At 42.4% G+C, this 22,533-nt stretch carries 20 protein-coding genes, 3 tRNA genes and 2 pseudogenes; 1 reads left to right on the top strand and 24 read right to left on the bottom strand.

What is annotated here, in order from left to right; all coding sequences use genetic code 11:
* Positions 1–219: 219 nt before the first annotated feature.
* From ACHUFA_RS05855 to parE, 14 genes and pseudogenes are all read right to left on the bottom strand, one after another.
* The gene (locus ACHUFA_RS05855; RefSeq protein ID WP_394405171.1) at positions 220–459 is read right to left on the bottom strand and encodes a hypothetical protein; all 240 of its coding nucleotides are present in this window, start codon (positions 457–459) and stop codon (positions 220–222) included.
* A gap of 202 nt (positions 460–661) precedes the next feature.
* Positions 662–1,879: a tRNA uracil 4-sulfurtransferase ThiI gene (gene thiI / locus ACHUFA_RS05850; RefSeq protein WP_222349627.1), complete on the bottom strand. Its 1,218-nt coding sequence runs from the start codon at positions 1,877–1,879 to the stop codon at positions 662–664.
* Positions 1,880–3,022 (bottom strand): cysteine desulfurase family protein, encoded by a 1,143-nt coding sequence (locus ACHUFA_RS05845; RefSeq protein WP_394405170.1) that lies wholly within the window; start codon positions 3,020–3,022, stop codon positions 1,880–1,882.
* Between the two features lie 82 nt (positions 3,023–3,104).
* Positions 3,105–4,133 carry a threonine aldolase family protein gene (locus tag ACHUFA_RS05840; RefSeq protein ID WP_394405169.1) on the bottom strand — a complete coding sequence of 343 codons (1,029 nt, stop codon included), beginning with the start codon at positions 4,131–4,133 and terminating at the stop codon, positions 3,105–3,107.
* Between the two features lie 151 nt (positions 4,134–4,284).
* A tRNA-Arg gene (locus ACHUFA_RS05835) sits at positions 4,285–4,356 on the bottom strand.
* A gap of 38 nt (positions 4,357–4,394) precedes the next feature.
* Positions 4,395–5,606, bottom strand: a complete 1,212-nt coding sequence (rpsA, locus tag ACHUFA_RS05830) for a 30S ribosomal protein S1 (protein ID WP_394405168.1) — start codon at positions 5,604–5,606, stop codon at positions 4,395–4,397.
* A 122-nt stretch (positions 5,607–5,728) separates the two neighbouring features.
* A tRNA-Gln gene (locus tag ACHUFA_RS05825) sits at positions 5,729–5,800 on the bottom strand.
* 166 nt (positions 5,801–5,966) lie between these two features.
* Positions 5,967–6,047 (bottom strand) — tRNA-Tyr (locus ACHUFA_RS05820).
* Positions 6,048–6,096: 49 nt separating this feature from the next.
* Entirely contained in the window at positions 6,097–6,330 is a 234-nt protein-coding gene (locus ACHUFA_RS05815; protein WP_222349622.1) for a DUF2969 domain-containing protein, read from the bottom strand.
* A gap of 81 nt (positions 6,331–6,411) precedes the next feature.
* The gene (locus tag ACHUFA_RS05810) at positions 6,412–7,464 is read right to left on the bottom strand and encodes a branched-chain amino acid aminotransferase (protein WP_394405214.1); all 1,053 of its coding nucleotides are present in this window, start codon (positions 7,462–7,464) and stop codon (positions 6,412–6,414) included.
* Between the two features lie 86 nt (positions 7,465–7,550).
* Positions 7,551–10,007 (bottom strand): DNA topoisomerase IV subunit A, encoded by a 2,457-nt coding sequence (gene parC, locus ACHUFA_RS05805; RefSeq protein WP_394405167.1) that lies wholly within the window; start codon positions 10,005–10,007, stop codon positions 7,551–7,553.
* Between the two features lie 317 nt (positions 10,008–10,324).
* On the bottom strand, positions 10,325–11,059 hold the full coding sequence (locus ACHUFA_RS05800) for a Fic family protein (RefSeq protein ID WP_394405166.1): 735 nt from the start codon (positions 11,057–11,059) through the stop codon (positions 10,325–10,327).
* Positions 11,060–11,215: 156 nt separating this feature from the next.
* Positions 11,216–11,758: pseudogene (locus ACHUFA_RS05795) on the bottom strand (GNAT family N-acetyltransferase).
* Entirely contained in the window at positions 11,758–13,707 is a 1,950-nt protein-coding gene (parE, locus tag ACHUFA_RS05790; RefSeq protein ID WP_222349614.1) for a DNA topoisomerase IV subunit B, read from the bottom strand. Before parE ends, ACHUFA_RS05795 begins: the two are co-directional and overlap by 1 nt.
* Positions 13,708–13,856: 149 nt before the next feature.
* Here parE and plsY point away from each other — a divergent pair, with 149 nt between their 5' ends.
* Positions 13,857–14,498, top strand: a complete 642-nt coding sequence (plsY, locus tag ACHUFA_RS05785) for a glycerol-3-phosphate 1-O-acyltransferase PlsY (protein WP_222349612.1) — start codon at positions 13,857–13,859, stop codon at positions 14,496–14,498.
* 88 nt (positions 14,499–14,586) lie between these two features.
* Here plsY and ACHUFA_RS05780 read toward each other — a convergent pair whose 3' ends face one another.
* The 10 genes and pseudogenes from ACHUFA_RS05780 to pyrE form a co-directional block, all read right to left on the bottom strand.
* Positions 14,587–15,720 (bottom strand): KUP/HAK/KT family potassium transporter, encoded by a 1,134-nt coding sequence (locus ACHUFA_RS05780; protein ID WP_394405213.1) that lies wholly within the window; start codon positions 15,718–15,720, stop codon positions 14,587–14,589.
* A pseudogene (locus tag ACHUFA_RS05775) lies at positions 15,611–16,468 on the bottom strand (KUP/HAK/KT family potassium transporter). Before ACHUFA_RS05775 ends, ACHUFA_RS05780 begins: the two are co-directional and overlap by 110 nt.
* A 293-nt stretch (positions 16,469–16,761) precedes the next feature.
* Positions 16,762–17,415 carry a glucosaminidase domain-containing protein gene (locus tag ACHUFA_RS05770; protein WP_222349611.1) on the bottom strand — a complete coding sequence of 218 codons (654 nt, stop codon included), beginning with the start codon at positions 17,413–17,415 and terminating at the stop codon, positions 16,762–16,764.
* Positions 17,405–18,679 carry a dihydroorotase gene (locus tag ACHUFA_RS05765; RefSeq protein ID WP_394405165.1) on the bottom strand — a complete coding sequence of 425 codons (1,275 nt, stop codon included), beginning with the start codon at positions 18,677–18,679 and terminating at the stop codon, positions 17,405–17,407. The genes ACHUFA_RS05770 and ACHUFA_RS05765 overlap by 11 nt, the downstream gene beginning before the upstream one ends.
* 10 nt (positions 18,680–18,689) lie before the next feature.
* Complete coding sequence (locus ACHUFA_RS05760; RefSeq protein ID WP_394405212.1) at positions 18,690–19,142, bottom strand: 2'-5' RNA ligase family protein; 453 nt, start codon at positions 19,140–19,142, stop codon at positions 18,690–18,692.
* 84 nt (positions 19,143–19,226) lie between these two features.
* Entirely contained in the window at positions 19,227–19,616 is a 390-nt protein-coding gene (locus ACHUFA_RS05755) for a DUF1398 domain-containing protein (RefSeq protein ID WP_394405164.1), read from the bottom strand.
* Between the two features lies 1 nt (position 19,617).
* Positions 19,618–20,088 (bottom strand): NUDIX hydrolase, encoded by a 471-nt coding sequence (locus ACHUFA_RS05750; protein ID WP_222349606.1) that lies wholly within the window; start codon positions 20,086–20,088, stop codon positions 19,618–19,620.
* A 3-nt stretch (positions 20,089–20,091) separates the two neighbouring features.
* Positions 20,092–20,745, bottom strand: a complete 654-nt coding sequence (locus ACHUFA_RS05745) for a uracil-DNA glycosylase (RefSeq protein WP_222349629.1) — start codon at positions 20,743–20,745, stop codon at positions 20,092–20,094.
* Between the two features lies 1 nt (position 20,746).
* Positions 20,747–21,673, bottom strand: a complete 927-nt coding sequence (locus tag ACHUFA_RS05740; RefSeq protein WP_222349604.1) for a glycosyltransferase family 2 protein — start codon at positions 21,671–21,673, stop codon at positions 20,747–20,749.
* 199 nt (positions 21,674–21,872) lie between these two features.
* A complete protein-coding gene (gene pyrE / locus ACHUFA_RS05735) occupies positions 21,873–22,502 on the bottom strand; it encodes an orotate phosphoribosyltransferase (RefSeq protein WP_222349603.1) in 630 nt (209 codons plus the stop codon).
* Positions 22,503–22,533: the final 31 nt, after the last annotated feature.

Genomic DNA, 22,533 nt, shown 5'->3' with positions numbered 1-22,533 from the left:
CGGGGGTGGGAGAGAAAAGATCCAGTGGACGTTTTCTGCCTGAGCTTAAAAAATAAGGGAGCGAAGGGAACTCTTTTTTAATTGCTATGAGTTCTTTCCCACTCCCTATTCTGCTTATCTAGATAGAGTGTAGCTTCATAAAGATAACCTTTTTGAAGAATAGCGTTTGCCAAACGTCGGTTTGCATTAATGATATGGAAGTAATGTACACTAGCATCCTCACCTATACCCCCAAAAAACAAGATCATAGGATGACTTCCCATGTCCTTGGCGAACAGTCACAATCTCAACTGTCCCTTCCACAGATTTTGCTACTGGGTTAGAATAGCTCGTCACAAAATGAAGGTCACTGATAATAGTCCATGTCCCTAAGTAAAGAATGGCCGAAAGAATCAAACCGCAAAATACAAGTTGACCTTGTCCAGACACTCCCTTTTTCCAAAGAGTGGAAATAATCATCCTCCACTCCTTGAATCCCAAGTTTGCCTTCTACTCTTGTAAACTCTTTTTGAGCAGAAAAACTAGAAGCAACAAACCAGATAATTGCCCTAAATAGTAGGTAGCATAAGGAAGACGGCCATAAACTAGATTTTCAAGATTGGGTAAGAAGGTATAATTTACAAATAGTCCGTCAAAAAATCAAGGAGAACGGGATGCATTTCTAGAGAAGGGTCTCAATCAAGCTATCCACTTCATCCTGTTTTTCTTCGACAGGCGTAATTTCAGTCACCATGATTCCTGCCACAGCACGTTCCACCAAGCCTTCGACATCCATGCGTGCTTCGTACTGCTCTGCATTCTTGATTTTTGGATTGGTCTTTGGACGATCTGGTGCAAAAATTGTACAGCAATCTTCAAATGGCTGAATAGAAATTTCAAAGGTATCGATAGCTTGCGCGATATCAATGATTTCCAACTTGTCCATGGTAATCACTGGGCGAATGATCGGCGTATTAGTCACAGCATTAATGACCTGCATAGACTCCAAAGTCTGGCTAGCAACCTGCCCTAGACTCTCACCATTGACAATGACCAGCCCCCCACGTTTCTCACGAATAGCGTCCGTAATCCGCATCATAAAGCGACGTGTCAGCGTCATGAGATAGGCTTCTGGAGCCTTATTTTTAATTTCTTCTTGGATTTCTGTAAATGGAACTTCAATGAATTGGATATTTCCACCAAAAGCTGTCAATTTCCGTGTCAAATCGTGGGCTTTTTTCAGAGCACCTGGACTAGTATAAGGTGGGCTAGCAAAATGCACCGCCTCAATATCCACACCACGTTTGAGGGCAAGATAGCCCGCAACTGGCGAGTCAATCCCACCAGATAGCATGAGCATTCCTTTTCCAGCTGTTCCAACCGGCAATCCACCTGCTCCCTTGATTTCTTCATGGGAAATATAGGCTGAATCTTCACGAATTTCCACACGCAGCGTAATGTCTGGTGACTTCATCTGTACTTGAATATGGGGAATAGCTTCAAACACTGCTCCACCAAGCTCTTGATTGAGGTCACGACTATCCAACTCAAAACTATGATCACTTCGTCTAGCAGCCACCTTAAAGGTCATACCATCCTTGTAAATATCTTTCATAATCTCTTGAACAGCCTGACGAAGAGCAGGAACGGATTTTTCCACCTTATAAGATGGCGCAAAGTTTTGAATCCCAAAAATCTTCTGCAAAGAAGTCGCTACTGGCTGATAATCGGTCCCGTTAAGGTAAACATGCCCACGGTCACGATCAAAGTAAACTGTCACATCTGGGTAGATAGACAAGGCTTCTTGAATGTTGTTTTTTAATTTATTGATAAAGCGCATACGGTTTTTGCCCTTGGTTGACAATTCACCGTAACGTACCATGATTTCTGAGTATTGCATTTATCTCACTTTCCTAGTTTGGTTGTAAATCTGTTTGAAAATCGTTAAAAATTGTTCTACTTGACCCATGTCATTGTCTTCATCGAGGCTCACTCGGACAGCTGTCTGGGCTAATTTTTGAGGAATCCCCATCGCAATCAAGGTACCAGCTGGCTTTCCTGCTTTAGAAGAGCAAGCTGATGTTGTCGAGATGTAAATCTGATGTTCTTCAAAAGCATGAACAATGACTTCACCGCGGATATTTTTGATTCCAAATGTGATAATATTGGGCGCAGCATTTTCCATAGGAGAAAAAATCGTCACATCTTGATAAGTCTGTAACCCTTCCACAATGACTTCTTTCATCGCTCGCAACCGCTTTTGTCCGACTTCCTCTTTTTCCAAGGTCATCCGCAATGCCTTGGCAGTTGCTGCAATGCCAGCCACATTTTCCGTTGTCGAACGGCGATCTGACTCTTGTCCCCCACCTGTCAAAAGAGGCTGCAATCTTTTGCCTGCCTTGGCATAGATAAAGCCAACCCCACGCACAGAATGGAATTTATGTCCTGAAAATGTCGCAAAATCCACTCGCTCAGGCAAGTAAGTTTCCACTGGAACCTTACCTACAGCCTGAACCGCATCCACATGAAAGGAAATTGTTGGTTTGTCCGCTAGAAATTCGGAAATTTTTGCGATTGGCTGGACCGCTCCCATTTCATTGTTAACAGCCATGACAGATACTAAAATGGTATCCTTTCGCAAGAGACCTTCCAAAGCTTGCAAGTCCACATAACCTGCTTCATCAACCGGAGCTAAGTCCACTTCAAATCCTTGACTTTTCAGCCAAAGAGCCGACTCTTTGACCGCTGGGTGTTCTACAGAGGATACGATAATGTGTTTCCCTGAATAGGCTTTTTCAAAAGCGATTCCCCTAATGACCCAATTATCACCTTCCGTACCACCAGAAGTAAAGAGGATTTCTTCCGATTTTTTGCCTAAAAGCTCCGCAATTTGCTGACGAGAAGCTTCTAAAATACGTGTCGCTTGACTACCGAGATTGTGCAGACTAGATGGATTTCCCCAAATCTTCGTTGCCACTTCTGTATATGTTTTCAAGACTTCAGGATAGACCTGAGTCGTAGCTGAGTTGTCGAAGTAAATCATACCATTTTCCTTTTCTACATTACCCTTCATTATACCAAAAATTTAAGTCCAAGAATAGACGAAAACTCCACTAGGCAGAGTTTTACAGTCTATTTTTTAATTCTTGTAAGTCTTCTTTTGTCGTAGACCAGCTAGTCGCAAAGCGGATAACTGTTCGATGTGCATCATATTTTTCCCAGAAACCGTAGACAATTCCTTTTTCGGTCAATTGTGCTAGTTCGACGTTGTCAACGATGACAAATTGCTGATTGGTTGGGGATTTGAGATAAAATTCAAAGCCTTTTTCTTCTAAAATCTGCTTAAGCGTTTCTGCCAACTCCACAGCATGTTTTCCAATTTCAACGTAAAGATTATCCGTAAAGAAACGGTCAAATTGTACACCGTTGAGACGACCCTTAGCTAAAAGTGCACCATGCTGCTTGACAATAGGGACAAAGTGTTTTGGCTCATTATTTTTGGTAAAAACGATTGCCTCTCCCATGAGAGCACCCATTTTTGTTCCACCAATATAGAAAACATCCACCAACTCAGCAAGCGTTGGCAAGTCCACATCCGTATCACGAGCAGCCAAGCCATAGCCCAGACGAGCACCGTCTAAGAAAAGTGGTATCTTGTATGCTAGACAGACTGCAGACAGTTCTTCCAATTCTGACCGACTGTAAAGCGTACCATACTCGGTAGGATGAGAGATATAGACCATGCCTGGGAAAACCATGTGCTCATGATTACCATCCGCATAGAAATCCTCTAACAACCGCTTCACATCTGTTGCTGCAATTTTACCTTGCTCATGAGGAAGAGTCAGTACCTTATGCCCTGAAAATTCAATAGCCCCTGCTTCATGGACTGCAATGTGCCCCGTTTCAGCCGCCACAACTCCTTCATAGGAAGCAAGCATGGCGTCGATGACGACCTGATTGGTCTGAGTCCCACCCGCTAAAAATGTAATCTGAGCCTGCGGACACTCACATGCTAGACGAATTTTTTCAATCGCTGACTGGGTATAGACATCCGTCCCATAACCAGATAAACCTTGGTCATTTGTTTCCACAAGCGCTTGTAAGAGTGCTGGATGTGCACCTTTGTTATAATCATTTTCAAAATGTAACATAATTTACCTCGCAAGATTAGTATATCACTTTTCAGAAAGTTTTCAACGTCCCCAAAATAAGAGTTCTGTTAAAAACGATAAATTATCTAGGACGAATTTGGGGCAAGCAAGTTAAAAAGCCCATTAAATCGGGCTTTTTAAGTATAGTTAATCCACCCTGAGGGAATCGAACCCCCATCTCAAGAACCGGAATCTTACGTGATATCCATTACACTAAGGGTGGATAGACAAAGCTAGGTAAGAACCTAGCTTCATGTTTTATTACAATTCGATATCACCGAAAAGGTCTGCCATTGAGAAACCTGTTTGTGTTTCTGGCAATTCGTAGTTACGTTTAGCTTCACGTTTTGGACGACGAGCTGGACGTGATTGACGTTTTTCACCTTCTTCAGAAGCATTTTCTTCGCGTGCTGGACGCTCTTCAAGAGCTTTGATTGAAAGTGATACACGTTCGTCAGCAGCGTTCACTTCAAGAACTTTAACTGTAACGTCTTGACCTACTGTCAATGCATCTTTTGGATTTTCAACACGTTTGTGTGAAATTTGTGAGATGTGAACAAGTCCATCGATACCTGGCAATACTTCAACGAAAGCACCGAAGTCAGTCAAGCGTTTAACTTTACCTTCAATTACATCGCCAGCAGCTAACTTTTGCTCAACGCCATCCCATGGTCCAGGTGTTGTAGCTTTCAATGACAATGATACACGACCTGCTTCTTCATCGATAGCAAGAACTTTCACTTCAACTTCTTCACCAACAGTTACAACTGATTTTGGTGAAATGTTGCGTTCGTGTGACAATTCAGTCAAGTGAACCAATCCGTCAACACCACCAAGGTCGATGAAAGCACCGAAGCTTGTGATACGTGCAACAGTACCAGTTACAACTGAACCGACTTCAATTTTTGAGAATACTTCTGAACGTGCTGCAGCTGCTGATTCTTCAACAACTTCACGACGTGACAAGATGAAACGGTTTTCTGCTGGATCAACTTCTTTGATTTTAGCATCAAATTCTTGACCTACGAAACGCTCAGTGTTACGAGTGAAACGAGTGTCGATCATTGAAGCTGGGATGAAACCACGAAGTCCTTCAAATTCAACTGACAAACCACCTTTAACGGCGCGAGTAACTTTAACAGTAACAACTTCACCTTCACGGCCAACAAGTTTGTCCCATGCTTTGCGTGCTTCCAAGCGTTTTTTAGATACAAGATATGTAACAGTGTCAGTATCTTTACCTACAACTTGACGAAGTACAAGCAATTCAAGTGTTTCACCAACTTTTACCAAGTCGTTGATATCAGCGTCGCGGTCGTTTGTCAACTCACGAAGAGTCAATACACCTTCAACACCAGTACCTGAGATAGCTACGTTAGCTTGACCGGCATCAACTGTCAATACTTCAGCAGTTACCACATCACCAGTTGCAACTTCATTTACACTGTTCAACAAATCTTCAAATTCGTTCATTAAAAAAACCTCCGACGTCAGTAGGCCCCATTGCCAACTGACTAAAAATATATTTTATTTAAGGCACACGCAAGGACAGACTCAGCAGCTTTGACGAATTAGAGTTTCCTCTAATACCTTGACTGGGGTAGCTGGATTCGAACCAACGCATGAGGGAGTCAAAGTCCCTTGCCTTACCGCTTGGCTATACCCCAAAGTGGATACTATTCAATCTTTTTATTGCTTAACGATAAAAGAAATTGAACTTGAGATTAATTTCTTAGGAAAATAGATAGATTTCCTTGAATGTAAACACTCTGCGTCTATCTCCTAATTTTCTACAGAAATTTCTGGCAAGCCAGACCATCTCTCGTATCATAATGGAAAGAGAGGGATTCGAACCCCCGAACCCGAAGGAGCGGATTTACAGTCCGCCGCGTTTAGCCTCTTCGCTATCTTTCCAATACTAACAGCCACTATTTTATCATAAAATAATGGCTAATTCAAGACCTTAATTGCTCAAATTGTAATTTTCAATAATATTTCCGACTGCTTGTTCCAATTTTTTGTAGAAACTTTCGGCATTTCCATTTTTTACCACTGCAAATTGAGCTTCTCCCAATTCTGCAATTTCACCAATTGCTTTTTTTCCAATTGTCAAACGGTAACCAGAAAATGTATCTCCGTTCACCACTACTTGGCTGTCTTCGATTTGAATTTCAATTTTTTTATCTTTTTTACTCATAATTTATTGACCCTTCCTCTCTTTACTCACTCTTTCCATTGTACAAAAAAAGGAAAAAGCTTGCAAGCGCAAGCTCTATTTTTACAGGTCAATCTTGACAATCCAGCCTTCTGGTGCCTCCACATCGCCAAATTGAATCCCTGTCAATTCGTCATAAAGCTTGCGCGTCACAGGACCAACCTCTGTTTCACTATAAAACACGTGGAATTCGTCACCATGCTGTACACCGCCGATTGGTGAAATAACAGCTGCTGTGCCACAAGCTCCTGCTTCTGTAAATTTGGCTAAATCATCTACAAAAACATCCCCTTCGATAGCTTTCATCCCCAAGCGATTTTCCGCCAAGTAAAGCAGTGAATACTTGGTGATAGATGGCAAGATGGATGGGCTAATTGGTGTGATAAATTCATTATCTGCAGTAATTCCAAAGAAATTGGCAGAGCCCACTTCCTCAATCTTGGTGTGAGTGGCAGGATCCAAATAAATCACATCAGAAAAACCTGTTGACTTAGCATTTTTACCAGGAAGGAGACTGGCTGCGTAGTTTCCTCCAACCTTAGCAGCACCTGTACCGTTTGGCGCAGCCCGATCGTATTCATCTTGGATAAGGAAATTCGTCGGTTGCAAACCACCTTTAAAATAATTTCCAACCGGCATGGCAAAAATCGTGAAAATATACTCATCTGCCGGTTTAACCCCGATAATATCACCGACACCGATTAAAAGCGGACGAAGATAGAGAGTGCCACCAGTACCGTATGGAGGAACAAATTCATGATTGGCTGCAACAACTTTCTTACAAGCTTCCACAAACATCTCGGTAGGCACTTGTGGCATAAGCAAGCGATCTGCTGTCCGTTGCAAGCGTTCCGCATTTTGGTCTGGGCGGAAAAGCTGAAGGGAACCGTCTTTGGTACGATAGGCTTTCAATCCCTCAAAAGCCTGCTGACCATAATGCAAACTTGGTGAACTTTCTGAAATATGCAAGGTAGCATCTTCCGTCAAGCCACCTTCTTGCCACTGACCATCTTTATAAATAGCTAAATAACGATAAGGTAATTTCATATAGGAAAAACCGAGGTTTTCCCAATCAAGATTTACTGTCATAAGATTTCTCCTTTTATTTGTATCTATTCTAGTCTTTTTTCATGAAAAAATCAAGAAATAGTCAGAAAATTCTATAAAATACAGAAAACTGCTACCGAAGTAACAGTTTCTATTTATTTCATCTTAGCAGTGAAGACTTCTTGGTCTGAAATTTTATCGGCAATGAAGCTGCCGTTGCTTGTACGTTCTGACAAGGTCAGATTAGCAAGGTTGACCTCAGTCACATCACCTGTTTTAGACATGACTTGGAGAATTTGCTGGTCGCTACTTTCCACTTCTGTGGCAAACAAATCCAGGTCAGCTCCGCCATTTTCCGAAAGAACTGGCCCCGCCATGAAGACACGATGCGGTTTGGCTTTGAGCTCACGTAAAACCTGTAAGCCGCGACCTGCCCGCTTGGCAAGAGGAATATCCTCCACTGCCATACGTTTGAGGCTACCACGCTGGGTTAGGATAAACATGGACTTAGTGTTGGCAATGAAAGCCGCCTGAAGCATGTCACCATCCTTGAGATTAATCGCTTTTACCCCAGCCGCTTTGGCGCCAATAACAGGAACCTCATCGATGTTGAAACGTAAAGCATAACCATTTTGCGTCACCATCATGACATCATCCAGCAAGATTGGGGCTACCGCTACAATCACATCGCTGTCGTCTTTCAGCTTAGCAAACTTGACCGACTTGGTACGATAAGTCCGCCATGGGCTAAATTCCTTACGCTCGAAACGCTTGATTTGCCCCAATCGAGTAGCTGCGAAGTAAACACCCGTTTCAAAATCATCTACAATTTCTGCATAGAGAATTTCTTCATCTGCTGACAAATTGGTAATGGTCTGTGACAAGTGCTCACCCACATCTTTCCAACGAATGTCGGTCAACTCATGAACTGGTCGGTAGATGACATTTCCTTGATTGGTAAAGATCAAGAGGTGCTGAGTGGTCTTAGCCTGTGCCATGAAGATTAGCTCATCATCATCACGTTTACCTAATTCTTCTGGTGTTGAAGCATTGAAAGAACGTGGACTAGTCCGTTTGAGATAACCGCCACGCGTGATGCTGACGAAGGTATCTTCTTCCACAATCAGGCTAGCTGTATCGATTTCAATCGTCTGACTTTCCGCTTGCAATTCAGAACGACGAACATTGCCAAAGGTCTTCTTAATCTCACGTAATTCACGTTTCATGACATTGAACATGGTGCGTTCGTCACCAATAATAGCTGTCAACATGGCAATTTTATCGCGGAGTTCTGCTTCTTCATTTTGCAGAGTAACAATATCCGTATTGGTCAAGCGATAAAGTTGCAAGGTCACGATAGCCTCTGCTTGCTCCTCTGAAAACTCATAGCTGACCTTGAGATTTTCCTTAGCGTCAGCCTTATTTTCCGAAGCACGGATCAGCGCAATGACCTCATCCAAAATGGAAATCACACGAATGAGACCTTCCACGATGTGAAGGCGTTTCTCAGCCTTGTCCTTGTCAAATCGGCTGCGCGCCACAATAATATCACGACGGTGAGCAATATAACTAGACAAAATCTTCTGCAAACCAACTTGGCGCGGTGTGAAATTATCAATAGCCACCATGTTGAAATTGTAATTGACCTGCAAATCTGTGTATTTGAGCAGATAATTGAGAATGGTCTGGCTATCCGCATCTTTCTTGAGCTCAATGGCAATCCGAAGACCTGTTCGGTCAGACTCATCACGCACTTCTGCGATTCCAGGAACCTTGTTATTGACACGGACATCATCAATGCGCTTCACTAAGACAGCCTTGTTGACCTCATAGGGAATTTCCGTGATGATAATCTGCTCTTTGCCGCCTTTTAATTGTTCAATCTCCGTTTTCGAGCGGACAACGACACGACCTTTACCAGTCTCATAAGCCTTCTTAATCTCATCTGTCCCTTGGATAATGCCTCCCGTTGGGAAGTCTGGTCCAGGCAAGAACTCCATGAGCTTGTCCAACTTAGCCGTCGGGTGATCAATCATGTAGACAACCGCGTCAATAACCTCCGCCAAATTGTGCGGTGGAATATCAGTGGCGTAACCTGCCGAAATCCCCGTTGCACCATTGACCAAGAGATTTGGAAAGGCTGCTGGTAAAACAGTTGGCTCTTTTTCGGTATCGTCAAAGTTCCATGCAAAAGGTACTGTCTTTTTCTCAATATCTTGCAAGAGATAGCCAGCAATTTCTGACAGGCGAGCTTCCGTATAACGCATAGCAGCCGGTGGATCACCGTCCATAGAACCGTTGTTTCCGTGCATTTCTACCAGAATTTCACGGTTTTTCCAGTCCTGGGACATACGCACCATGGCATCATAAATCGAAGAATCACCATGCGGGTGGAAATTACCCATGATATTTCCGACAGACTTAGCCGACTTGCGGTAGCCTTTTTCAAAAGTATTGCCGTCCTTATTCATGGAATAAAGAATACGGCGCTGAACAGGCTTCAAACCGTCACGAATATCAGGCAGAGCCCGCTCTTGAATAATGTATTTGGAGTAGCGACCAAAACGCTCTCCCATGATGTCCTCAAGGGACATGTTTTGAATGTTACTCATGTTTATTTTTTCTCCTAGCCGGAGTGGCTTATTTTAAATATTTTTTATTTTTCCTAGACTTGGGTGGTGGGGAAGCAAGCGAAGGTCTGCGTCCTTCCATTACTAACCTTTGAACCTAAGGTCTCAAAGACTCCCTCGATGAGTAGCAAGTTGCAACTCATCTTTTCACCACGGCGACTAGGATTTTTCTTGTTGCACTGATATTGAATACGGAAATGCTCTCACTTCACAACCCCCGTTTGTACTTGATATGACAAGAGATACTGCTGTCCATAGCTTTCCCATCCCAGATTTGTAGTTTCCACGAGTGATTGACCTCACTCATGTTCTATTCCCTCTAGTATGGCGATATACTTTTCCAACTCTTCCTTTTCATATTGGCTAACCATTTGCACAAAATACTCCAACTGCCCTTGATGATAGTGGTCAAAAGCATCATAGTACTTCTCACGGTCAGTAAACTTGATATTGACTGGCAAATAACCGTGTTTGATGAGTTCAAGATTGAGCAAGAGTCGCCCTGTACGTCCATTACCATCTATAAATGGGTGAATACTCTCAAACTCCAGATGAAGGAAGCAAATAGCAGATACAATGTCCTCTGAAAGACGCTGCTGATACTCTTTCAGAAGTTGCTCAATGCGATTTTCAATCTCATCAGGTTGTGCTGTCTGATATTGGCTGCCTAAAATCTTCACAGGAACTTTTCGATAACGGCCACGGTTAGCATTATCATTCATCAGGACCAATGAATGAATATCTTTGAACTGACGCGCATCCAATATTTCATCCTGCTCTGCCAAGGTCACGATATAATCAAAGGCGTCTTTGTAACCAACCACTTCCAGATGTTCCCGAATCTGCTTGCCCGCGATGGTAACACCCTCTTGTAAAATCAAAGCTGTTTCTCGCAAGGTCAAGGTATTGCCCTCAATCGCATTGGAATTATAGGTGTTTTCTATGATAAATTCCTCACGCAATCGCGTTAACTCCGCCCGATTAAGCGGCCTCAAGGAAGCTAATTTGTTTTTTAAAACTTGTAATTCTGACATTTTATCCTCCCATATACGATCAATGAGTAATTTACGATTACAGATGACTAACAATATCTCGTGTTTTTTGAATCACATTACACAACTCAATTTCTAGACCCACGACATGAAATAGCTTAAGTCAAATCCACCGTTCGTCTGATGATGGAGCTGATATTACAAACGTTCGTTGAATCTGGAAATCCTATAAAGCACTTGTTCCTGTAAAGGATGTCCTTCTTCCACTTCAGAGCTTAGATAGGTTTGCACAAATGACATTCCTAATTTTTCCATAATGTTCTTAGAAGCTTGATTGATTTGAGCAGTAAAGGCATATACTTCTTGTAGATACAATTCGTCAAAGGCATAATCTAAACAAGCTTATGCCGCTTCTGTAGCATAGCCCTTACCCCAAAATTCTTTTTTCAATCGCCATCCAATTTCTACTATTTCATCTTCCATAAAATCCAATTTAGTATGGTGTAGTCCAACATAACCAATAAATCGTTTACTTATTTTACCTTCAACAGCAAATAACCCATATCCGTATTCATCAAACTCTTTCTGAATCAATCCAAATATTTCTCTTGCTCGCTCAGTTGTGTATGGATTAGTTAGAAACCTTGTAACTTTTTTGTCTTGATTCATAGCTACAAACTCATCTAAATCAGTAGATTGCCATGAGCGAAGATACAATCGTTCTGTTTCAAGACAAATCATCAGAACACCGTATTCTCTTCCAATGTAAACTTGACATTATCTTCAATCCACTGTCTGCGTGGGGCGGGTTTGTCGCCCATGAGGACGGAGACGCGGCGTTCGGCACGCGCCAGGTCATCGATGGTTACGCGGATGAGGGTGCGGGTATCAGGATTCATAGTCGTTTCCCAGAGCTGGTCTGCGTTCATCTCACCCAGACCTTTGTAGCGCTGTAGCATAGCACCTTTGCCAAATTGCTTGCGCAAATCTTCCAACTCGCCGTCAGACCAGGCGTAGGCAATCTCTTCTTTCTTGCCCTTTCCTTTAGACATCTTGTAAAGTGGTGGCAAGGCGATGTAGACATGTCCTGCTTCAACTAATGGACGCATGTAACGGTAAAAGAAGGTCAAAAGCAAGGTCTGAATGTGGGCACCGTCGGTATCCGCATCGGTCATAATGATAACCTTGTCATAGTTGATGTCCTCTACCTTGAAGTCCGCCCCAACCCCAGCACCGATGGTGTAAATCATGGTGTTGATTTCTTCATTCTTGAGAATGTCCGTCATCTTGGCTTTTTCAGTGTTGAGCACCTTACCGCGTAAAGGCAGGATGGCTTGGAACTTACGGTCACGACCTTGTTTGGCAGAACCGCCGGCAGAATCCCCCTCGACCAGATAGAGTTCATTTTTAGCGGCATTTTTTGATTGGGCAGGGGTTAATTTACCCGAAAGAATGCCCTTATCTTTCTTATTTTTCTTGCCGTTTCGGCTTTCATCACGCGCTTTTCGAGCCGCCTCACGGGCATCACGGGCACGAATAGCCTTGCGGACCAGATTAGTTGCCAGTTCCCCATTTTCCAAGAGGAAATAGGTCAACTTTTCAGAAACAATACCGTCAACAATAGGACGAGCTAGAGGTGAACCTAACTTATCCTTGGTCTGGCCTTCAAACTGCAAATGCTCCTCAGGAACAAGAATCGATAGGATAGCTGACAGCCCTTCACGGTAGTCAGAACCTTCCAAGTTTTTATCTTTTTCCTTTAGAAGACCCGTTTTACGTGCATAGTCATTCATGGCCTTAGTAATGGCCGTCTTGAGGCCTGTCTCGTGGGTACCGCCATCCTTGGTACGGACATTGTTGACAAAGGACAAGATATTGTCAGAAAAGCCGTCATTGTACTGGAGGGCAATCTCTACTTGGAAATCTTGGTCCTGTCCCTCAATAGAAATAACAGGCGTCAGTGTTTCCTTGTCTTCATTCAAATATTCAACAAAATCCTGAACCCCATTTTCATAGTGGAATTCTTCATGAACTTCCTCTTCTCCACGCGCATCTGTCAAGGTCATTGTGACATTTTTTAACAAGAAAGCTGATTCTTTAAGACGCTCTGAAATGGTGTTAAACTTGAAATCCGTTGTTGAAAAAATAGTGCTATCTGGTAAGAAAGTAACGGTTGTTCCTGTTTTTGACTTGGGAGCAGTTCCCACTTTTTTCAGCGTTCCAGCTGGCTTACCACCATTTTCAAAACGTTGTTTATAAACAGCACCATCACGAGTAATTTCTACTTCCAGCCAGGTGGACAGGGCATTTACGACGGAAGAACCCACCCCGTGGAGACCACCTGATGTCTTGTAGCCACCTTGACCAAATTTACCACCAGCATGGAGAACGGTAAAAATAACCTCAACAGTTGGAATCCCCATGGCGTGCAGACCTGTCGGCATCCCACGGCCGCTATCCGATACACTAACTGAACCGTCTTTGTTGAGCGTGACGTCAATCTTATCCCCGAATCCTGACAAGGCTTCATCGACCGCATTATCGACAATTTCCCAGACTAGATGGTGCAGACCTGTTCCGTCCGTTGACCCAATATACATCCCCGGACGTTTACGGACCGCATCCAACCCTTCTAGTACCTGAATGGCATCATCATTATAATTGTTAATCGTAATCTCTTTCTTAGCCAAAACTGACCTCCACTGTATTCATCTTTTCTATCTTAACAGAAAATAGGGATAATAAGCAAGTTTTTAAATATATCTGAGGAAAAAGGACCTCATTCGGAGGTTACATATCTGGCAATGAATCTAGCCTTTTTTATGATATAATGAAATCTATGAAAACGATTCTTTTTATCTTAATTGCTTATTTATTAGGTTCTATTCCAACCGGTCTATGGATTGGAAAACGATTTTTTAATGTCAATTTGCGCGAGCATGGTTCTGGTAATACGGGTACAACCAACACTTTTCGGATTTTAGGAAAAAAAGCAGGTACGATTACCTTACTTGTGGACATGCTCAAAGGAACTTTGGCAGTGCTGCTTCCTATCTGGTTTGGCGGCAGTCTACTTTCTCCACTTATCATCGGATTTTTTGCCATTTTAGGCCATACTTTTCCGATTTTTGCCCATTTTCGAGGTGGTAAAGCTGTCGCGACGAGTGCAGGAGTCCTTCTCGGTTTTGCCCCTCTCTTTCTGCTCTACCTCGCCGTCATCTTCGTCGTGACACTTTATCTTTTCAGTATGATCTCACTTTCCAGTGTCACATGTGCTCTAGTGGCTGTGCTATCCCTCTTGATTTTCCCAGCATTCCACTTTATCTTGAATGAATACGATTTACTGTTTTCAGCCTTGATTTTCTTGATTGCCACCGTCATTATCCTTCGACACCAAGACAACATCAAGAGAATTCTACACCGTACTGAAAATCTTGTTCCTTGGGGACTTAATTTGTCTAAACAAGAACCTAAAAAATAGTACTAAATATAATCATCTTATCCGCAGGAGATCTGTCAAATCAATTTAAAAAATAAGAGCTTGGACCCAAGTTCTTATTTTTTTCTCCTTATTCGCAATTCATGGCTTGAATTGGTAAATCAGGTAACTCAGTAAAAGATAATGGAATGGTCTCAATTTGTGTTTCAGAAAATTGCAGGCCAAACCAACGCGTTGGACTCGCAGTAACATGTTTAATCGCTGCTTTTGTCTGCATCACAAACCGTTCAAACGGAGACATTTGACTCAAGTTAGAAATCTTCTCATCTAAAATGATATAGCGGAAATTACCAATTTCCTTTTGTGGGTACAGCCCATATTCCTGTATTTGTTTTGGCAAGAGACCATCAGCTATCATATCTCGAATAATGGTCCTCATATAACGTGGAACCGTCTGTGGCATTTTAAAGTCTAGGTACAACTCAACTCTGACTAAAAAATCTGTCCCCATTGTTTCCACCTTATAACGAGCTGTGTAGGGCTCATCTGTTACTTTCACATTCACAAACCAATAGACTTGAGCACGTTTAGGTTGACGATTGAGAATAGAGTAAAGAATGGAACGATCAATTTTAGAACCCTTCATTCGATTTGTCAAGTAGACCAAGTTGGCCTGCTGTTGCTCATAACGGTCATCTTTCCGCAGACGATTTAACTGAGCCTTGTATTCTTGAATACTCAAGGATTTAATATAGCGAAAAACAATTTGATTGCCTTCATACCAGATAAACATGACAAAGAGAATAGCCATTGCTAGAAAGACAACCACATAGCCACCATGCATAAATTTTACGAGAGAGGCTAAGAAGAAAATCCCTTCAATCAAGGCAAAGAAAGCCATCAGTAAAGCTGCCAGCCATGTCTTGACTCCTACTTGAATGAGATAAAAGGTCAATAAAATCGTGGTCATTAACATGGTAATCGTAATGGCTGAACCATAGGCAGCTTCCATCCGTTCAGAAGTTTGAAACAATAAAACAATGGCAGATGTCACTGCAAATAGTAGCCAGTTAATCGCTGGAATATAAAGTTGCCCCATATTTTGACCTGGGTAATTCATTTTAAACAGCGGAAAGAACTTCAAACGCATGGCCTCAGATACCAAGGAAAATGAACCTGAAATCAGAGCCTGAGGAGCGATAATCGCGGCCAATGTAGCTAATAAAACAGCATAAACGACTAGATTTGTTGGCAAAACTCGCAAAAAATGGATTGAGATGACTGCTACTTCCTTGATGGTGAAGCATCCATGCCCCTTGACCACAATAGGACAAGATAATACACAGTTTGACAAAGGGCCAACTGACATAAATATTGCCACGTCCTACATGTCCAAGATCTGAGTAAAGCGCCTCTGCCCCTGTCGTAGCAAGAAAAATGGAGCCTAGAATAAAGATTCCGCGATGATTTTCAGGACTCATCAGTAACTGCAAGGCATAATAAGGATTGATAGCCTTAAATACTGCCAAATAGGTCAAACTATTGAACAAACCACTGAGTCCCAAAAAGCTAAACCAAACAATCATGACTAGACCAAAAATCCGACCAACCAAGCCAGTGCCATAGCGTTGAATGCCAAACAAGACAGCCAATACCAAAAGAGTAGTCAAGATAACATAGTGCTGATGGCTATAAATCGAGCTCAAACTAGGGACAGCCTTCAAACCTTCGATAGCCGTCGTTACCGTCACAGCAGGCGTCAAAGCACCATCCGACAAAAGAGTTGCCCCACCAATCATCGCAGGAATCATCAGCTACTTAGCCATCTTTCGCACCAAGGTATAGAGGGCAAAAATACCTCCCTCATGGTGATTGTCAGCCTTTAGAGCAATCCAAACATACTTAATCGTCGTCATTAAGGTCAACGTCCAGATAATCAAGGAAATGGAACCAAGGATAAAGGACTCCGTTACTTGTCCTAAGCCACCTTGATTTTCCACCAAGGACTGCATCGTATATAAAGGGCTTGTACCGATGTCACCATAAACAATTCCTAGTGCAATGAGAAAACCTGAACGGCTTGCTCGGTCAAAATTGCCAGTATGAACTTCCTGCATTTTGACATCTCCTGCTTCTTCTAATAGTGTGATGTGATAAATTTGCTGTCATCATTATAGCAGAATGCCTACAAAATAAAAGGTATTTCTGACTTTTTTGACAAATTCTCTCTATCTGTCTAGAAGATCTCAAAAAGCAAAAAAGTCTTGTCTGATCGTACTAGTTCACTACTCTCAAACAAGACTTTTTAATCAAAACGTGTTAGGTGATATTGTGCAATCAAGGCATTTAATTTCTTAGCATAATTGGTATCTGTTGCATAACGACCTTGCAAATAGGCCGTTGCCTCCTTATAGGATTGCGTGCGACTCTTCCAGACACCCGCATAGTAGTTTCTATCCCAAGATACCCCTTGGGACAGCAGTTTAGCATTATCCCGTAAGGAATCATGGTAGGTCGGATACTGACGAAAATGTGCAACGATGGTAAACAACTTCCCTGTTCCATCATCTTCTTGTGTCTCAATCTCATAAGACTGTCCTTCAAAATCGCCTTTTACCCCGAACAAATTATTCGCCTCCCGTGTAAGACGACTTTGTCCCCAATCACTTTCCAAAATTGCCTGCGCTACCATCACAGAAGCATATAGGTCATGTTCTTGGGCTATATTTTCAGCAGAGTTTCCGACAATCTGAATAAATTCCGTCTTATCCGCTTGCTCAAACGCTTTCTGTTCTGTCTGAATTTTCCACGTTTGATAGCCCTTTAAGGCTAAAAAAATCGCTAAGACCAATCCCAATTGAATCAGAATTTTTTTCCATTTAATCCTTTGGAATAAGGGCTTGGAAGAAGAAGGTTTTCTAGGATAAGACCGGTGCTGTTTCTTTCTTTTATTGGCCATCTTGATAGACAATTTCTCCGTTACAAATCGTATATTTGACTACACCAACCAACTCATCGCCAATAAATGGTGAATTCGCTGCTTTTGAATAAAAGTGGTCTGAAATAACCCGTTTTTCCTTATCTGCAAAAATCGTAATATCAGCTGGACCATTTTCTGCTAAATAACCCGCGTCCAGACCATAAAGGCGAGCAGGATTGATGGTCATCTTAGCCAAAAAGTCGGACAAATCCAAGTGCCCCTCTTCCACCAAGTGAGTCAAACCAAGTGACAAAGAGGTCTCCAAACCAGTCATCCCAGAAGGCACCTTGGTCATATCGGCGACATTTTTTTCATCGGCATGATGAGGAGCGTGGTCTGTCGCAATAACCGAGATAACACCCGACTTGAGTCCTTCAATAACTGCCAAGCGATCCGACTCCATCCGAAGCGGAGGATTCATCTTAGCATTGACCCCTTTAGTGATCAGTAAATCTTCTGTTCGTGAGAAATGTTGAGGTGCTGCTTCTGCAGTGACCTGTGCTCCTAATTGTTGTGCAAACTCGACAACCTTAACAGACTCGGCCTTTGACAAGTGCTGGATATGCACATGAGCTTCTATCGCATAAGCAATCATGACATCACGCGCCACCATACTGTACTCAGCTACTCCTGTAGCGCCACAGATATGAAAATGCTTTTCTGCGACATGTTCATTGAAGCCCAGTACCCCATTCAAATTCGGGTCTTCTTCGTGTAAGGCAATAAAACTACCATGCTTTTTAGCTAGCTTCATGGCATCACGGACAACACCCGCATTTGTCAATGGAATACCGTCATCAGAAAAAGCGACTGCTCCATTTGCCAACAAAGCTTCAAAGTCTGTTAAAGTTTCTCCGTCAAAATCCTTGGTAATGGTCGCTACCGTGTGAATCTTGACCTTTTCCTTGGCAGCTGATTCCAAGACTTCTTTCAAAGTTTCAACTGTAGAAATAGTTGGTGTCGTATTGGCCATCATGACAACGGAAGTCACCCCACCTGCAACAGCAGCTAGCGCGCCCGTATGGATATCCTCCTTATGAGTCTGACCAGGCTCGCGAAAATGCACATGGACATCTACCAAGCCAGGTGCCACGACCAAACCAGTCGCATCCAGCACTTGTGCATCTTCAGCAGACAGATTTTGCCCAATCTGTAGCACTTTTTTCCCATCAATCAAGACATCTGCAAGCTGGTCCAAACCAGACTGTGGATCCACTACACGACCATTTTTGATTAAAAGCATACTATCTCCTTTATTTTTGAAACTCCCCTTGGTAAAGGACTGAAACTTGTTTGTTCTTGTCAATCTCTATCAGTTGCATTCCCCTTGCTTGACCAGATAAGGTTGGATATTGCTGGCACAAAGCAAAAGCATGAGGCAATTTTTCCACCGACAAATAATTAGCCAATGTCAGATGCGGAATCCATTTTCCTGGGCTGTACAAGTTATCTGTCTTCCATGCCTTGAATTGTTGGTATAGCTCTGCATGAAGTTTTTGTAACTCTCCAGACAAGACTGGGCTGAAAAAGACTGTACCAGACTGTAAAAAAGAACCTACAGATGAAAGAGTAACTGTAAATTGCGATCTCTGCTCACAGAACTGTTTTAGACTTTCTATAAATTCCGACTGAGAATCTACTATTTCATACGAAGCTAATGTAACATGTGGCTTACGATTTTGGACCTGTCGTGCATAATCCGAAATCCCCTACTCTTCCAATACTTGCCAAATTTGGGAAATAGCTTTCTCCATTTCTTGATCAAAACACAAAATCAATGCATACATGGCTCACACTCCGCTTGGAATGACTTCTGAGATGACGATTTCTTCATTCTTATCGTAATAACTACAAGTCATAGTTTCCAAGTCAATGATCCACTTGTAAATACCAGCACGCGCCATATCATCACAAAAAGTCTGAAAATCTGATTGACCAGCTTGGTGACGAGCGAGGTTAGACTGAACTTGTACCTTATCCGCCTCTGTTGCCACAGCTATCTGTGCCCTAACTCCCTCTGTCTGTAAAACGTGACTGTCTGAGGTATAAAAAACACAACCGCTATCAATCTCTACTGTATTGGTTTTCATTCCCATTTCCTTAAAAGATTGGATGAGTTTTGGGAAATCTGGCCCTGTAAATTGCGCATGTGCAGACTGAATGGCCTCTAATGTAAGCATCTTATTCTCCATAAAATTCTACTGACTGGTCCACTAATCGGTCACCTTGGTAACTAAAACTAGCTGAAAAGAAGGGCTTTCTATCCAACAACCAGCCAACAAAGGTATGGTCTCCCTCCCAAGTGGGCTTTTGCCAAACTTGGTCGTAAGGTACCCATTCCAAGGTGCCCTCGTTGCAGTCTATCAAGTCTCCTGAAAACTCGGTCACGCGAAAAACATAGGTATACCAGTCATGTCCTGGTGTGAATTCTGGAAAGGTGATGACACCTGCAAATTCCATTTTTTCAGCTGTCAATCCAGTTTCTTCCAAAATTTCTCTACGAGCGCAAGCTTCAGGAGTTTCTTCTTTTTCTAGCTTACCACCGACACCAATCCACTTGCCTTGATGAATATCATTCGGCTTCTTGTTGCGATGTAATAAGAGAAATTCCTTGCCATTATCCACATAACAAATGGTTGCTAACTTCACCATAACTTACCTCAACCAATCTATCTCAGCTCTGCCATTTTCCCGCAAAAAAGCATTGGTTTTTGAAAAAGGACGACTGCCAAAAAAGCCACGATAGGCAGACAAAGGACTTGGATGAGCCGATTCAATCACAAGATGATGTGAGTTGGTAATCATGGACTTTTTCTTTCTAGCATAGGCGCCCCAAAGAATGAAGACCACAGGCTGTTCTTGCGCATTCACCACTTTTATCACCGCATCTGTGAAAGGCTCCCAAATAATTCCTGCATGACCATTGGCATTGCCAGCTGGCACCGTTAAGCAGGCATTGAGCAATAAAACACCTTGTTCTGCCCATGAAGTCAAATCATGCTGAGGCTTGTGACCAATATCTTCTGCCAACTCTTTTAAGATATTTTGCAAAGAAGGTGGCGCTGGAAAGTCAGTTGGCACCGAAAAAGACAGTCCCTGGGCCTGACCTGGACCATGATAAGGATCCTGTCCCAAAATCACCACTTTGACTTCTTCTAATACTGTTTTTTGCAAGGCCACAAAAACTTTTTCTCGTGGAGGATAAACAGTCCCTTGTTCATAAACTTGGTTTAAAAAGGCATTAATCCGACCAAAATAATGCTCAGGAAGTTGTTCCTGAATGGCCTGATGCCAACTTGAATGCTCCATCTTAATTTTCATCTCGTTCTTTCACAATATAAACTGGACGTTTCTTGGTTTCTAGGAAAATCTTTGCCATGTACTTGCCCAAAATCCCAATAGTCATGAGCTGAATACCACCGATAAACAATATAATACAAATGGCTGACGGCCAACCACCCACTGGATCCCCGTAAATCAAAGTCTTACCAACGACAATCAGCATACCTAAAACCGATAAGGCAAAACTCAGAATACCAGAGTAGGAAGCTAAATTCAAGGGCATTTCTGAAAAATTGATAAAACCTTCTAGCGAGTATGAGACCAATTTCCAGAAAGACCATGACGTCTCACCAGCCACACGCTCTACATTTTCATAAGGCAAGTACTCGGTGTTGAAGCCAACCCAGGCAAAAATTCCTTTAGAAAAACGATTGTACTCTGCTACAGAAAGAATGGCATCCACCATCTGGCGACGCATGAGACGAAAATCACGCGCCCCGTCAACAATTTCAATCTGACTCACTTGATTGATGATACGGTAGAACATTTTTGCGAAAAATGAACGAATCGGTGGTTCACCAGCCCGTGTTACACGACGAGTTCCCACACAATCCAACTCTGCATTTTCATCCAGCATATTTTTCATTGTGATCAACATTTCAGGCGGATCTTGCAAATCTACGTCCATGACCGTCACCAAATCGCCCCTTGCCACCTGTAATCCTGCATAGAGAGCAGCCTCTTTACCAAAATTCCTGGAAAAGGATAAAAAATGTACATGTGCTTCACGACTAGCCAATTCACGAAGAACAGCCAACGTCCCATCCTTAGACCCATCGTTAACAAAAATATACTCAAATTCTTCTTGCATCTCCAAGCGAACTCGCTCAGTCTCCTTGAAAAATAATGGTATACTTTCTTCTTCATTATAGCATGGAATTACAATTGAAATCACACTTATCTCCCTTACATCATAGATTATTTCTTCTATTTTATCATAAAAATAGACTTTCAAGAACTGGTGTCCTCGTAAGATATGAAGAAAGAGGCTGATTCACGACCAGACCTCTATCATCTTCAAACTAGAAATTGGAAATACCTATATTTACTCTTCTTCCACATGGAAAATTTCGTGACAACTAAGCCATCTTCTCCTAGTCCTGCCAAGTTTCTTGGTTTTCCTTGAATTTCTTCAGCAAAGTTAAACCATCTGCATTGATGTAGCCTTGTACTTTTGCGACTTTGATGAGTTCTGTATAGTTGGACAAGGTTACTAATTTGACACCTGCATTTTCAAAGTTTTCTTTAGCCTTTGGTAATTCGTAGGTGAAAATCGCTACCACACCCAGAACATCGATACCTGCTGCCTTAGCCGCCGCAACAGCATCCAGTACTGATCCACCTGTCGAAATCAAATCCTCGATGATGACCATTTTTTGGTTCTTAATGACACGACCCTCAATCTGATTTCCAGCTCCATGGTCTTTTGGTTTGGAACGAATATATGAAAATGGTAAGTTCATCTTATCAGCGATTATGGCTCCGTGCGGAATCCCTGCTGTCGCTGTCCCCGCAATGACTTCTACTTCTGGGAAATGTTCCTTTATGGTCTCTACAAAACCATTTTCAATCAAAGTACGTGTTTCAGGGTAGGAAAGCGTGACGCGATTGTCCGTATAAATTGGCGACTTAATGCCTGAAGCCCAAGTGAAAGGCTCCTCAGGTTGTAAATAAACTGCCTTGATATCTAATAAATCTGCTGCGATTTGAGTTGCTAATGTCATCTGATTTCTCCTTTTTATCTAGGAATGACCT

Origin of the sequence: Streptococcus hepaticus, assembly GCF_043656315.1 — a bacterium.
GTDB lineage: Bacteria > Bacillota > Bacilli > Lactobacillales > Streptococcaceae > Streptococcus > Streptococcus hepaticus.
The sequence above is the reverse complement of the archived record's forward strand: the minus strand, read 5'-3'. Positions and strand labels throughout refer to the sequence as shown.

Excerpts from the sequence above, each read along its gene's own strand:
- ACHUFA_RS05800 (WP_394405166.1), bottom strand. The coding sequence starts at position 11,059 with ATGTCAGAATTACAAGTTTTAAAAAACAAATTAGCTTCCTTGAGGCCG.
- ACHUFA_RS05770 (WP_222349611.1), bottom strand. The coding sequence starts at position 17,415 with ATGGCCAATAAAAGAAAGAAACAGCACCGGTCTTATCCTAGAAAACCT.
- parC (WP_394405167.1), bottom strand. The coding sequence starts at position 10,007 with ATGAGTAACATTCAAAACATGTCCCTTGAGGACATCATGGGAGAGCGT.
- ACHUFA_RS05815 (WP_222349622.1), bottom strand. The coding sequence starts at position 6,330 with ATGAGTAAAAAAGATAAAAAAATTGAAATTCAAATCGAAGACAGCCAA.
- thiI (WP_222349627.1), bottom strand. The coding sequence starts at position 1,879 with ATGCAATACTCAGAAATCATGGTACGTTACGGTGAATTGTCAACCAAG.
- ACHUFA_RS05745 (WP_222349629.1), bottom strand. The coding sequence starts at position 20,745 with ATGGAGCATTCAAGTTGGCATCAGGCCATTCAGGAACAACTTCCTGAG.
- ACHUFA_RS05840 (WP_394405169.1), bottom strand. The coding sequence starts at position 4,133 with ATGTTACATTTTGAAAATGATTATAACAAAGGTGCACATCCAGCACTC.
- ACHUFA_RS05855 (WP_394405171.1), bottom strand. The coding sequence starts at position 459 with ATGATTATTTCCACTCTTTGGAAAAAGGGAGTGTCTGGACAAGGTCAA.
- ACHUFA_RS05765 (WP_394405165.1), bottom strand. The coding sequence starts at position 18,679 with ATGCTTTTAATCAAAAATGGTCGTGTAGTGGATCCACAGTCTGGTTTG.
- ACHUFA_RS05755 (WP_394405164.1), bottom strand. The coding sequence starts at position 19,616 with ATGCTTACATTAGAGGCCATTCAGTCTGCACATGCGCAATTTACAGGG.
- pyrE (WP_222349603.1), bottom strand. The coding sequence starts at position 22,502 with ATGACATTAGCAACTCAAATCGCAGCAGATTTATTAGATATCAAGGCA.
- ACHUFA_RS05845 (WP_394405170.1), bottom strand. The coding sequence starts at position 3,022 with ATGATTTACTTCGACAACTCAGCTACGACTCAGGTCTATCCTGAAGTC.
- rpsA (WP_394405168.1), bottom strand. The coding sequence starts at position 5,606 with ATGAACGAATTTGAAGATTTGTTGAACAGTGTAAATGAAGTTGCAACT.
- ACHUFA_RS05750 (WP_222349606.1), bottom strand. The coding sequence starts at position 20,088 with ATGGTGAAGTTAGCAACCATTTGTTATGTGGATAATGGCAAGGAATTT.
- plsY (WP_222349612.1), top strand. The coding sequence starts at position 13,857 with ATGAAAACGATTCTTTTTATCTTAATTGCTTATTTATTAGGTTCTATT.